Source organism: Glaciecola sp. 1036 (assembly GCF_050306235.1).
Classification (GTDB): Bacteria; Pseudomonadota; Gammaproteobacteria; order Enterobacterales; family Alteromonadaceae; genus Glaciecola.
The window spans coordinates 219,420-231,279 of sequence record NZ_JBLWFH010000006.1; the positions used below are offsets into that span (position 1 = coordinate 219,420).

At 39.1% G+C, this 11,860-nt stretch carries 13 protein-coding genes; 8 read left to right on the forward strand and 5 right to left on the reverse strand.

The window, feature by feature from the left end; translation table 11 throughout:
* Complete coding sequence (locus tag ACNKW3_RS11005) at positions 1-918, reverse strand: ABC transporter substrate-binding protein (RefSeq protein WP_427399345.1); 918 nt, start codon at positions 916-918, stop codon at positions 1-3.
* A 160-nt stretch (positions 919-1,078) separates the two neighbouring features.
* On the opposite strand from ACNKW3_RS11005, the gene ACNKW3_RS11010 reads away from it, so the two are divergent.
* Together ACNKW3_RS11010 and ACNKW3_RS11015 are read left to right on the forward strand one after the other, a co-directional pair.
* Positions 1,079-1,804 (forward strand): SDR family NAD(P)-dependent oxidoreductase, encoded by a 726-nt coding sequence (locus ACNKW3_RS11010; RefSeq protein ID WP_427399346.1) that lies wholly within the window; start codon positions 1,079-1,081, stop codon positions 1,802-1,804.
* 1 nt (position 1,805) lies between these two features.
* Positions 1,806-2,687 carry an amidohydrolase family protein gene (locus ACNKW3_RS11015; RefSeq protein WP_427399347.1) on the forward strand — a complete coding sequence of 294 codons (882 nt, stop codon included), beginning with the start codon at positions 1,806-1,808 and terminating at the stop codon, positions 2,685-2,687.
* 52 nt (positions 2,688-2,739) lie between these two features.
* On the opposite strand, the gene ACNKW3_RS11020 is transcribed toward ACNKW3_RS11015, so the two are convergent.
* The 3 genes from ACNKW3_RS11020 to ACNKW3_RS11030 form a co-directional block, all read right to left on the reverse strand.
* Complete coding sequence (locus tag ACNKW3_RS11020; protein ID WP_427399348.1) at positions 2,740-3,915, reverse strand: mandelate racemase/muconate lactonizing enzyme family protein; 1,176 nt, start codon at positions 3,913-3,915, stop codon at positions 2,740-2,742.
* A gap of 12 nt (positions 3,916-3,927) precedes the next feature.
* The gene (locus tag ACNKW3_RS11025; protein ID WP_427399349.1) at positions 3,928-4,704 is read right to left on the reverse strand and encodes a class II aldolase/adducin family protein; all 777 of its coding nucleotides are present in this window, start codon (positions 4,702-4,704) and stop codon (positions 3,928-3,930) included.
* Between the two features lie 117 nt (positions 4,705-4,821).
* Positions 4,822-5,820: a DUF3080 family protein gene (locus ACNKW3_RS11030; RefSeq protein ID WP_427399350.1), complete on the reverse strand. Its 999-nt coding sequence runs from the start codon at positions 5,818-5,820 to the stop codon at positions 4,822-4,824.
* A gap of 268 nt (positions 5,821-6,088) precedes the next feature.
* On the opposite strand from ACNKW3_RS11030, the gene thrS reads away from it, so the two are divergent.
* The 4 genes from thrS (at position 6,089) to rplT (ending at position 9,341) form a co-directional block, all read left to right on the forward strand.
* Entirely contained in the window at positions 6,089-8,005 is a 1,917-nt protein-coding gene (gene thrS / locus ACNKW3_RS11035; RefSeq protein WP_427399351.1) for a threonine--tRNA ligase, read from the forward strand.
* Positions 8,006-8,108: 103 nt separating this feature from the next.
* The gene (infC, locus tag ACNKW3_RS11040; protein ID WP_427399414.1) at positions 8,109-8,648 is read left to right on the forward strand and encodes a translation initiation factor IF-3; all 540 of its coding nucleotides are present in this window, start codon (positions 8,109-8,111) and stop codon (positions 8,646-8,648) included.
* Positions 8,649-8,765: 117 nt separating this feature from the next.
* Positions 8,766-8,963, forward strand: coding sequence for a 50S ribosomal protein L35 (rpmI, locus tag ACNKW3_RS11045; protein WP_427399352.1), 198 nt, complete (start codon positions 8,766-8,768; stop codon positions 8,961-8,963).
* A 21-nt stretch (positions 8,964-8,984) separates the two neighbouring features.
* Positions 8,985-9,341 (forward strand): 50S ribosomal protein L20, encoded by a 357-nt coding sequence (gene rplT, locus ACNKW3_RS11050; protein ID WP_427399353.1) that lies wholly within the window; start codon positions 8,985-8,987, stop codon positions 9,339-9,341.
* A gap of 107 nt (positions 9,342-9,448) precedes the next feature.
* On the opposite strand, the gene ACNKW3_RS11055 is transcribed toward rplT, so the two are convergent.
* Entirely contained in the window at positions 9,449-10,000 is a 552-nt protein-coding gene (locus ACNKW3_RS11055; protein ID WP_427399354.1) for a carboxymuconolactone decarboxylase family protein, read from the reverse strand.
* A 176-nt stretch (positions 10,001-10,176) separates the two neighbouring features.
* Between ACNKW3_RS11055 and ACNKW3_RS11060 the strand changes: the two genes are divergently transcribed.
* A complete protein-coding gene (locus ACNKW3_RS11060; RefSeq protein ID WP_427399355.1) occupies positions 10,177-10,536 on the forward strand; it encodes a hypothetical protein in 360 nt (119 codons plus the stop codon).
* 332 nt (positions 10,537-10,868) lie between these two features.
* Positions 10,869-11,852 carry a phenylalanine--tRNA ligase subunit alpha gene (gene pheS, locus ACNKW3_RS11065; protein ID WP_427399356.1) on the forward strand — a complete coding sequence of 328 codons (984 nt, stop codon included), beginning with the start codon at positions 10,869-10,871 and terminating at the stop codon, positions 11,850-11,852.
* The last annotated feature ends 8 nt before the right edge of the window (positions 11,853-11,860 follow it).

Below are 11,860 nucleotides of genomic sequence, written 5' to 3' on the forward strand. Positions count from 1 at the left end.
TTACAAATCCACAAAGGTTTGTTGAAATTGCTGGCAGTTTCTATCAGTTGCAATGCGACAAGATTTTACCAAGGTATTGTTTAGCAATTCTCGTTGTTCTAATAATTCACCATGTTGCTGACGATTTAACATTTTAATGCTTTTCATTGATGTTCTGACGCTTTCTTCATCCACGTCAGCAACACTGGCGACAAAACGATAAAACTCGTCGGTGTTTTGTTCCATCAGGTCGACGGCGTCAAACCAAAAATTTCTAAATTGAACTTTGGTTTGTTCAGAAATATGGGGTTTGGCATAAATTATATCGAAAATTTGGTCTGGATGGTTTTGCGTATCAAATAATTTATGTACCTTTGGATTGGCTAGAAGCCTCGTAGAAATTGGTGGGTATGTTACACAGGCATCAATGCCACCATCTTTAAAGGCTTGCTCACAGTGGGTTTCGGAGATAGAAATTTGTTTTATTAATTGGGTAGGTACGGGGGAATCAAACATCAAAGAAAGTACATATTCACCGATTCCATTTGACGGAACGGCAACTCTTGCACCTTTAAGTTGTTCTGGTGTTTGAAATTTTTTATCCGCGATCACCACATCGCCACCGTTGGAATAGTCAGTAATTACGATAGGTGTGAGCTGCATATTTGTTAAGGCGACCGCATTGGTAAACTCGAGCATAGAAGAAGCGGCTATGTCTACCTGAGATTGTAAGTAACTTCTGCGGTAATCTGGCATATTAGTTGGCTCTAAGACTTTTAATCTTATGCCGTGTTTTTTATCTAAGCCTTTTTCCATGGCGTAGTAGACAGGATAAAAACCATACCAAGTCCCCATGATCATGGTAAGAGGTTCAGTTTTTTTCGATGGATGACAACTAATCAGCAAACTTAAACTTAATAATAAAATCAGTTTTCTCACGATTTGCTCAAAAATCCTTAAAAGGTTTAAAAATGATTACTTTTGTTATTTAAGGTTATCGACCAGATGTTTTTAAATAACAATTAATTATTTTTATTTTGCTAATAATGGTTAGACTAGGTTAAATTCAGTACTTAGTAAAATCTCTTGAGGAAAACGCATGAGAAGAGCAGTAATAGTCACGGGAGGCAGCTCTGGTATTGGGCTTGCTATTTGTTCACTATTCGAACGAAGTGGTTATAAAGTGTTTAATCTAGACTGCAATCAAGGGGAAATTGGTCAGTGGATAGACTGTGATGTAACTGACCACATTCAGGTTAGAAAAGAAATTGAAGCAATTTATCAAGATACAGTCGTTGATACCCTTGTCTGCAATGCAGGAAAACACTATTCAGCAAGCATTGAAAATACTAGTGAGCAAGATTTAGTCGACTTATTTAATCTAAATGTTAAAGGCGCGTTTTCCGCCACTCAGAGCGTACTCCCATATATGAAAAACGCTAATTTTGGCCGTGTGATCTATATTGCATCTGAGCAGGCGTTGGTAGGTAAGCCCAACTCATTTGCTTATAACCTCACTAAACATGCGTTAGCGTCAATGGCTAAAACGACAGCATTAGATTATGCGTCATTTGGTATCACTGCAAATGCAATTTGCCCCGGCACAATAGACACGCCTCTGTATCAGAATGCGATAAATAACTATTGCCAACGTTCAGGTGCCGATCCTGAAAAAATTCATGCAGAAGAAGCTCAATGCCAACCTGTGGGAAGAATAGGGCAACCAGAAGAAGTGGCTGAATACGCGCTGTTTTTAGCGTCCGAAAAATCTGGATTCATAACCGGTAGCTTACAAGTCTTGGATGGCGGATATACTGCTCGATAATATGATGCAAAAAATAATCGATCCTCATTTACATTTCTTTGACCTTAATAAAGGAGACTATCATTGGTTACAACCTCATAATCCACCATTTTGGCCAGATAAAAATATCATTTTTAACGATTTTAATGAATCGAATATTCAACTAGATAGTCAATTTGAATTAGCTGGATATGTACATATTGAAGCGGGCTATGATAACAATCAGGGATGGCGGGAAATTGAACGATGGGAATCATCAGCAACTATTTCTATGGCGAGCATGCAAGTGTTGAACCTCGCGGAACATCCTGATGACTTTATTGATAATATTACCCAAGGAATCAGCCGAAAAAGTTTTCGTGGTGGTCGACATATTATTGAATCACCAATGGCAGCGAAAGATTCTCAAAATGTAATAAAAAATCTTAAGTATTTAAGCAAAATGAAGTTGTTGTTTGAACTTCAAATTGACCTTGCAGACCAGGAACTGTGTCGCTGGACGCTTGGTATTTTAGAGCAGGTTGGTGAGCTTCAAATTGTGCTTAATCATCTTGGCTTCCCGCCATCTGCCGGGACCTTGCCCTTCAAACGTTGGCAAGCTAATTTCAAACAATTAACACAATTTAAAGCGCTAGCTGTAAAAGTGTCCGGATTTGAAATGACAAATAGAGCATTTAGTGAAGATAGCATAAAGCAGTATTGCGATTATGCGCTTTCTGAGTTAAGTCAAGAGCAAGTACTTTTTGCGAGTAATTTCCCGTTGGTTCTCTTTTCATATTCATATCAAGACTACTGGGATATGGTGTTCAGAGCCCTTGTTTCACTTGGTTTGGATGTCAACAAGCTAATGTATTCCAATGCCCTAGAACGTTATAGCTTAACCACACTGTCACCGAATAAATAAAAAAGGTACTGATAAACAGTACCTTTCGCTTCTTTTAAGTACTTTCAACTGTCTATTTTACCGTGACATTCGGCGAGCGTTTAACGACTTTATCGTTTAGCTCAATACCTATACCTGGTAAGTCAGGCACCTTAAAGATACCATTTTCAGGTTGATAATCTTGAACACATAATTCTCTATTCCACGCTTTTATTGCATATGTATGGTGTTCATGAATGAGAAAATTAGGAATTGCTGCTTCTAATTGTAACGAGGCCGCTGTAGCTACTGGACCACCACAAACATGGGCTTGAATGCGAATATCATAAATGTCAGCATAGTCGCAAACCTTTTTAGTTTCGGTAAAGCCACCTGAAAGACCCACATCTGGTTGGTAAACATCGATACTTTGATCTTCAAAATAAGGTCTAGCATCCCATCGGTGATAGAGTCTTTCACCACCAGCAATAGGTACTTTTACATTTTCTGCGACTTTTTTATGCACAGCTGAATTTAAATAGTTAACTGGCTCTTCAAACATCATACAGTTAACCTCTTCAATGACTTTGCCCATCTGGATAGCAGATGCACAGCCCATCAAAGAGTGAGCTTCGAATATGATATCTACCTCGTTACCCACTGCATCTCGAATGGCTCTTAGTCGGTCTCCAAAGAGTTTCATTTGTTTAGGGGTAAATAATTTAGTTCTATCAAAACTGGAATCGCCATTTTCGTCATACACAATAGGATCCACTTTTACCGCATCATAGCCCTGAGCTAATGCTTTTTCAGCAGCCTTTGCGTAATCAGATGGGGTTAGCATTTTGGTGCAATCTTCATCCCAATCAAACTGTAATTGACTTGCATAGGTGCGTAAATTATCGTTGGTTTTACCACCTAGTAATTGGTAGACAGGCACATTTAAGGCCTTGCCTTTAATGTCCCATAATGCCGTATCTATAGCGCTCATTGCTGCATATAAAACAGGCCCGCCACCTAAGCCCCAAAAACTCTCTCTAAGCATTCGAGACCAAAGGAGTTCGGTTTTGAAAGGATCAAAATCAATTAAAACCGCCTCTGCGATTTCTTTAATCATGGCCGCTGCTGCACTGTGACCCCAATCATAGGCTAAACCGGCTTCGCCGACACCAGTGATGCCTTCGTCAGTGGTGATACGCACAAAGATAGGATTCCAAGGCGGGCGCTCAGGGCAATGAATATCAAATATTTCAACTTGTTTTATTTTCATATTATGTTCTTTTTACTGGTCGAAGTTTGGGTAGACTCTTTTAACTCTTCGCATCATGGCTGGCCAGGTTTTTTGTCCTCCAGTTTGTCCTGTATGTACTATATCTGCTTGAGCCTTTATTCCATCAATAATGGATTGGTCAACTTTAATAATGTCTTCGTTCGAACCCATTAATTTTACTTGAACCATGCAAGCCATAATTAGATCGTACATATGCATGAAAGCGTCACCAATAGTTTTACCCATGGTTAGCGCGCCATGATTGCGTAATAACATAAAATTAGCGGTGCCTAAATCATCTTGAAGCCGCTTGATTTCATCATGGTTTACCGCCAAACCTTCGTAACTGTGATAAGCCATACTTGCAAGAGCAAAGGCTGAATATTGAGAGTAGGGTTGTAATCCTTGGGGTAAACTCGCGATAGCGATGGCATCAGGATGATGCAAGTGCAACGCGCATTGATCATCATGTCTGGCTTTATGCACCGCACTGTGAATAGTAAAGCCAGCAGGATTAATGTTAAACGGACAATCGGGATCTAAAATATTGCCCTCTATGTCTATTTTTACTAGATTCGACGCTGTTACTTCTTCAAATGTCAATCCGAAAGCGTTTATCAACAAGGCTTCTGTACCAGGAATGCGTGCTGAGATATGGGTGTGAATTAAATCATCCCATCCGTGCATCACCATTAAACGATAGGCTGCGGCTAATTCAACTCTGGTTTGCCATTCGGTATCAGAGACTTTATTTTTTACATCTAATTCGGGAATACTGTAATCAATCATAATTTAACAAAAATGGTAATAAAGGCGGCTCCATAAACAAATCATACTGTAAACAAACAGGGTTGTCTCGGGTAGAAATACCCCAAAAGTTAAATAACGAATAAAGATAAACAGGTTCTAGTCGCATGTGGCAAAAATTTCTTGCCAATGAGTCACATGGGTGGACATGCTTTGCTTATAGCTCTGATAATCAATAACTATTTTCTTATGCACATAATGTGTAAAGTTGTCGGGTAAATATGTTGAGTCAATGAGTTGTTCTAAGATAGGACTAAGTTGATAATGATATCGATTTAATTCACTAGCGAGGGGCTGAATTTTTTCAGCAAAAAACATTGTAAATATATTGCGCATAATAGTCACATCTTCTTTTTCCGACGCATTTCTACAAGTATTTTTTTGTTTGAAGGCAATCAGTATAGGATTCATTGCATCTAAACGTTTGTTTAACAGTTGTTGAGTTCGCCAAATGCGCGCTAATAACCTGCTGTTGTCCAATGCTTTTAAATGCTCTTCAAGCGTTAGCAAATCGATGGCATCTTGTTCTAACGATTCAAGAAGTGCTTTAAGCGCCATTTTAGTTTGATTAAAGTTGTCTGCTGGTGCCGCTGAAATGAAATCTCCCGCAATGGAAAACGCATTATAGGTTTCATTACTTTGGGTCAACATGTTTGCCCAGTTATAGCCTAGATTTTGTTGTTTAATTTCCAACCAAGCGGATAGTTTGTCACCTATCACTTGATTATCATCAAGTTGGGCTAAACAATTTTTCAACTGGATTAAAATGGTCTTTTCGTAGGCGAAACGAATAGAAGGGAGCTGCATTTTGCCCAAAGCCGTGTTTCTTTGAGCAACGGTTTTCGTTAACTCGCATTGGTCTAGCGCATAAAACTCCCGCAAATTTATTTGGATCTCGTCCACCGAAATTCGCATATCGACTTTGTCTGGCGCATTTAATGAAATAGGTGATGAAGGAATAGGGGTTTCAAATTCGACAAAACTTTCTAGACGACGATGTAAATCCGTCAAATCGCCCTCAATTTTTTGATGCTGATTACAAGCAGATAAAAATACCAAAGATATAAAAGATGCAAAAAATCCCTGCCATTTGTTCATCGATTGACCTGTAAAAATCTAAATTCAATACTAAGCAAGTTTTTCAACCTCAATTTAAGAGAGTTTTCGCAACAGAATGTTGGAGCATTTGAGACCAACGCCGATATTACGATTTTAGATAATAACAAAGTTCACTATAACGAAGGTTTTATTTGCAACTGGGCTTGTCCTGTCGTTATAATTTTGCGCGGTTTATTTACCATTACATATAACACTTTACAATATATCAAGTGGCGCATGGTAGGCGTCACCACTGAAAAGGAAAATTATGCCTGTAATTACTCTCCCTGACGGAAGTCAACGCTCTTTCGAAAATCCCGTTTCTGTTCTAGATGTTGCTAATGATATTGGCCCTGGTTTAGCCAAAGCAACCATTGCAGGAAAGGTTAACGGTGAACTTGTCGATGCTGTCGACCTCATTCACAATGACGCACAATTGCAAATCATTACATCCCGTGATGATGAAGGGCTTGAAATCATTCGTCACAGCTGTGCTCACCTTATTGGTCATGCGATAAAACAGCTATATCCGTCGGTCAAAATGGCAATAGGGCCGGTGATCGAAAATGGTTTTTATTATGACGTCGATTTAGACGAACCATTAAACCAAGAAGAGCTGGATAAAATTGAAAAGCGAATGCTTGAACTCGCTAAAACCAATTATGATGTGGTGAAAAAAGTAGTCAGTTGGGCAGAAGCTAGAGAAACTTTTGTCGATCGTGGAGAAGATTACAAAGTTCAAATTTTAGATGAAAATATTGAACAGTCTGATAAACCTGGTCTTTATCATCATGAAGAATATATCGACATGTGTCGTGGTCCACACGTACCAAACATGCGATTTTGCCAACATTTTAAATTAATGAAAGTTGCAGGCGCTTACTGGCGCGGTGACAGCAATAATAAAATGTTGCAGCGTATTTACGGCACTGCATGGGCAGACAAAAAGCAATTAAAAGCTTATCTAAATCGCTTAGAAGAAGCTGAAAAACGCGATCACAGAAAAATTGGTAAAACTTTAGATTTATTTCATTGGCAAGAAGAAGCGCCTGGAATGGTGTTTTGGCACAATGATGGCTGGACAATCTATACCGAGTTGGAGCGTTTTATTCGTCATAAATTACATGAATATGACTATGATGAAGTAAAAGGCCCATTGATGATGGATAGAAGTTTGTGGGAAAAGTCAGGCCACTGGGACAAATATGCTGAAAACATGTTTACCACAGAATCTGAGAAGCGCGAATATGCAATCAAACCTATGAACTGTCCAGGTCACGTACAAATTTTTAATCAGGGTTTGAAATCATATCGGGATCTACCGCTGAGAATGGCTGAGTTTGGTTGTTGTCACCGAAACGAGCCATCTGGGTCATTACATGGTTTGATGCGAGTGCGAGGGTTTACCCAAGACGATGCCCACGTTTTCTGTACTGAGTCTCAAGTGTTAAGCGAAGTGAGTAAATGTATAAAGATGATTTACGATACTTATGGCACTTTTGGCTTTGAAAAAATTGCGGTTAAATTATCGACCCGTCCAGAAAAACGTGTTGGCTCAGACGAAGTCTGGGATAAATCAGAAAAAGCATTGGCTGATGCACTTAAAGCAAATGATATCGAATTTGAATATCAGCCGGGTGAGGGCGCATTCTATGGTCCTAAAATTGAGTTTACTTTGTACGACTGCTTAGACCGTGCATGGCAATGTGGAACGGTTCAACTTGATTTCTCTATGCCCAACCGATTGGGATCGACCTATGTGGACGAAGATGGAGAAAGAAAAGTGCCGGTAATGATCCACCGGGCTGTACTAGGTTCACTAGAACGCTTCATTGGGATTTTAACTGAAGAGTTTGCGGGAGCTTTCCCAACGTGGTTAGCACCGACACAGGTGGTCATCGCTAACATAACCGATAGCCAAGCCGATTATGTGGCTGATGTTAATAAGCAACTGAAAAGTAAAGGCATTCGTGTTAAATCTGATGTTCGAAATGAGAAGATTGGGTTTAAGATTCGTGAACATACATTGAAGAAAGTGCCTTATCTTTTAGTCGTGGGTGACAAAGAGAAAGAGGCCGGTCAAGTAGCGGTTAGAACCCGAAAAGGGGTTGACTTAGGCGTCATGAAAGTAGAAGAATTTATTAATTTTGTGTCAGAAGATATAAATTCTAAAAAAATTCAATAGCATGAATTGAAAGAATCGGTATAATACCGCCCATTGTAATTTACGAATATTGTAAATTCGGCGAAATTACATTGTTTTTTTAATAATCTTGGAGGATTAGCATATTAAAAGCGGCGCTACTAAAGCTCAGAGCGATAAAGCTCGAATTAACGAAGAAATTACTGTTAAAGAAGTACGTTTAATAAAGGCAGATGGAGAACAAGTTGGTGTTGTATCCATCGAAGAAGCACTGGAATCAGCTGTTGAAGCCGGCGTTGACTTAGTAGAAGTCAGTCCTAATGCTAATCCGCCCGTATGTAAGGTGATGGACTACGGGAAGTTCTTGTTTGAAAAGAGCAAGGCTCAGAAAGAGCAAAAGAAAAAACAAAAGCAAATTCAGGTCAAGGAGATTAAATTTCGCCCTGGCACTGATGAAGGCGATTACCAGGTAAAACTGCGCAACCTGCGTCGCTTTCTAGAAGGTGGTGATAAAGCCAAAGTCACAATTCGCTTCCGCGGACGTGAAATGGCGCATCAAGATATAGGTATCGACTTGCTAACACGTGTTAAAGACGATTTGCAAGACGTTGCTACTGTGGAGTCTTTCCCTAATAGAGTGGAAGGTCGCCAAATGATCATGGTGCTCGCCCCAAGTAAGAAGTAGTTAAGGTTTTTTAAAGTACAAAGAGTCTGCACAACTCAATGTCACCTTGCTGCATAATGTCATAACTGATTGGTCTGCAACTATCAGTTTTAATTTAATAAATGCGGAGTTTTAGCAATGCCTAAAATGAAAACAAACAGCGGAGCACTTAAGCGCTTCCGTAAGACTGGCTCTGGTCGCTTTAAGAGCAAACAGTCTCACTTGCGTCACATTTTGACCAAGAAGAGTTCTAAGCGTAAACGTCATTTACGTGGTAAGAAGTTAGTTCACACTAGTGATACAGCTCTTATCCAACGTATGTTGCCCTACGTATAAGTAACTTGAGGAGACTAAAGAATGGCTAGAGTAAAACGCGGTACAATCGCCCGCGCACGTCATAAGAAAGTATTAAAACAGGCTAAAGGTTACTACGGCGCACGTAGTCGTGTGTATCGCGTAGCGGTACAAGCGGTAACAAAAGCTGGTCAATATGCATACCGTGACCGTCGTCAGCGTAAACGTCAATTCCGTCAATTATGGATTGCTCGTATTAATGCTGCTGCACGTCAAAATGGTATCAGCTACTCTCGTTTCATCAACGGCTTGAAAAAAGCTTCTGTTGAAATCGATCGTAAAATATTGGCTGACATCGCAGTACACGACAAAGCAGCTTTCACTGCTTTAGTGGATGCAGCAAAAGGCGCACTAGCGTAAGCTAGATTTTATTAACAAAGATTAAGCTCTTTGAAAAAAGCGAGCAGGAAGCTCGCTTTTTTTATACGTAAAAAAAGACCGGAATCAACTTCCGGTCTTTTTTCGTTTTAAGCTTTTGTCCATGCAAAAGATTGGAAAGGTTTATCAACAGGTGTCTCAGCTACGTGATTTACGTAATTGCTCAACACTTTTTGACCAAGAATTAAAATAATATCCAAAATATTTCGAGGTTTAAAACCAGCATCTAAAAATCTTTGTTTTTGGGTATCACTTAACACACCGCGATTTACCACTAATTCAAGCACGGTTTCTCTTAACACATTTAATTCATCCGTTGGTAAGGGGGTTTCATTACGCAGGGCTTCATTAACCTCTTTTGACACTTTCATACTGGTTGCAATAGCGGTATGCGCTGGAACGCAATAGTGACAGTTGTGAAAAACGTTAATTGATTGCCAAACTACAGTAAGTTGTTCAACGGTAAAATCAGTTTTTTGTGCCAAGTCATGGAGTACTTGATAACCCTCCAATAACTCAGGAGAACCTGCCATAACCCCATGTAAATTTGGAATCATGCCAAATGCCTTGATAGAATTTTCCAACAATGGTTTGGCTTTTTCTGGGGCTGTTGTTGCATCAAATATTGTAAACTTACTCATTTATTTAAATCCTGTTTAGTTACATTAAAAGTCCTAAACAAGACCAAGTATGGAAAACTTAGCTTACAATCAAAAAATTCATATCATATGCTTATTTTTTAACTTGCAACTCTAGATTCGCTTTACTACTCTACTAGCTCTTTTTATTGTATTAAAAATTTCACAAGGAAAGTGCTATGAAAAAAATCGCTATAGTTTCATTTTTAGTCATTTTATGTGCGTTATCGCAAAAAATTGATGCCAAAGACATTCAAGAAAGTATCAATAAGCTTTGTGACAAAGTTGAACAATGTGTAATTCCTGAAATCGAACAATCAGATTTACCCCCTGAAATGTTTAAAATGATGGTAGATCAAATAAAAACTCAATGCAGAAGTACTTATGAGTGGGCTGATAATGCTTTTACATCGGAAATTGAAGATGCAGCCATTGCCTGTTTAGATTCGTTATCAGCTTTAACTTGTTCGGAATTTTTGGAAGACGACGGAGAAGTTAATACGCCTGAATGTCAAGAATACGAAAAGTTAACCCAATAACTAAAGAGCATACTTGGTAGGCATTTAGCAATTTCACCATATAATTTATGTCGTTCCTATAGGCGCTTGATTTTATCTAAAAACTTAAAATTAAGCGTCTTAAAGCCTTTTTAACCGACATACTTCGAAAATTTTGAGTTTTAGCGAAAAAAATCAACTTTATTCGCAGTTAAACTACAATTTCTGTTTAGAATCCAACAACTTTTTCATGTAAACTAACGGGCTTTTGTTAAAGGGTAGTTCGTTCAGTCAAAGTGCTGAAATCCAGCAAATATAGCAGGGGAACACTTAGTCGAAAGTCATCGACAAATCTATAGCTCAAAAATGAGGACATGATGGAGCTCGAAGCAATCTTAAAAGAAGCACAAGAGGCTGTTGAACAAGCGAATTCAGCTGCAGAACTAGACAATGTGCGCGTAACTTTTATGGGCAAAAAAGGTAAGATTACTGATCTAATGAAAGGGTTAGGTCAATTATCGCCAGAAGAGCGCCCTAAAGCCGGTCAAGAAATTAATAAAATTAAACAGCAAGTGCAAAGTTTAATTGGCGATAAGGTCACAGCATTAAAAGATGCTGAACTCAATGCAAAATTGAGCCAAGAGGCTATTGATATTAGTTTGCCGAGTCGAATGATTAAGGCAGGTAATTTACATCCGGTTAGCCGCACCATTGCCAGAATTGAAAAGTTTTTCGGTGATATAGGCTTTGCGGTTAAATCAGGTCCTGAAGTGGAAGACGGTTTCCACAACTTTGATGCGTTAAATATCCCTAAAAACCATCCTGCTCGAGCGGACCACGACACCTTTTACTTCAATCCAGATGTAATGCTCAGAACCCAAACTTCTGGTGTTCAAATTCGTACCATGGAAACCGAAAAACCACCTTTGCGGATTATTTCGCCAGGCCGTGTGTATCGAAATGATTACGACCAAACGCATACCCCAATGTTTCATCAAGTAGAGGGCTTGATGGTAGACACTGATGTGAGTTTTGCTGAGTTAAAAGGTATTTTACACGATTTCTTACATCACTTTTTTGAAGAAGACTTGAAAGTCAGGTTCAGACCTTCTTATTTTCCTTTTACTGAGCCCTCTGCAGAAGTTGATGTGATGGGTAAAGACGGTAAATGGTTAGAAGTATTAGGCTGTGGAATGGTGCATCCAAACGTGTTGAAAGCAGTCAATATTGATCCAGAGAAGTACACAGGTTTTGCTTTTGGAATGGGCGTTGAACGATTAACCATGTTGCGATATGGCGTTAACGATTTACGTGCTTTTTTCGAAAATGATGTACGTTTCCTCAAGCAATTCAAATAAGTGAAAGT

Coding starts and splice junctions, on each gene's coding strand:
- ACNKW3_RS11010 (WP_427399346.1), top strand. CDS start 1,079: ATGAGAAGAGCAGTAATAGTCACGGGAGGCAGCTCTGGTATTGGGCTT.
- ACNKW3_RS11015 (WP_427399347.1), top strand. CDS start 1,806: ATGATGCAAAAAATAATCGATCCTCATTTACATTTCTTTGACCTTAAT.
- ACNKW3_RS11020 (WP_427399348.1), bottom strand. CDS start 3,915: ATGAAAATAAAACAAGTTGAAATATTTGATATTCATTGCCCTGAGCGC.
- ACNKW3_RS11025 (WP_427399349.1), bottom strand. CDS start 4,704: ATGATTGATTACAGTATTCCCGAATTAGATGTAAAAAATAAAGTCTCT.
- ACNKW3_RS11030 (WP_427399350.1), bottom strand. CDS start 5,820: ATGAACAAATGGCAGGGATTTTTTGCATCTTTTATATCTTTGGTATTT.
- thrS (WP_427399351.1), top strand. CDS start 6,089: ATGCCTGTAATTACTCTCCCTGACGGAAGTCAACGCTCTTTCGAAAAT.
- rpmI (WP_427399352.1), top strand. CDS start 8,766: ATGCCTAAAATGAAAACAAACAGCGGAGCACTTAAGCGCTTCCGTAAG.
- rplT (WP_427399353.1), top strand. CDS start 8,985: ATGGCTAGAGTAAAACGCGGTACAATCGCCCGCGCACGTCATAAGAAA.
- ACNKW3_RS11055 (WP_427399354.1), bottom strand. CDS start 10,000: ATGAGTAAGTTTACAATATTTGATGCAACAACAGCCCCAGAAAAAGCC.
- ACNKW3_RS11060 (WP_427399355.1), top strand. CDS start 10,177: ATGAAAAAAATCGCTATAGTTTCATTTTTAGTCATTTTATGTGCGTTA.
- pheS (WP_427399356.1), top strand. CDS start 10,869: ATGATGGAGCTCGAAGCAATCTTAAAAGAAGCACAAGAGGCTGTTGAA.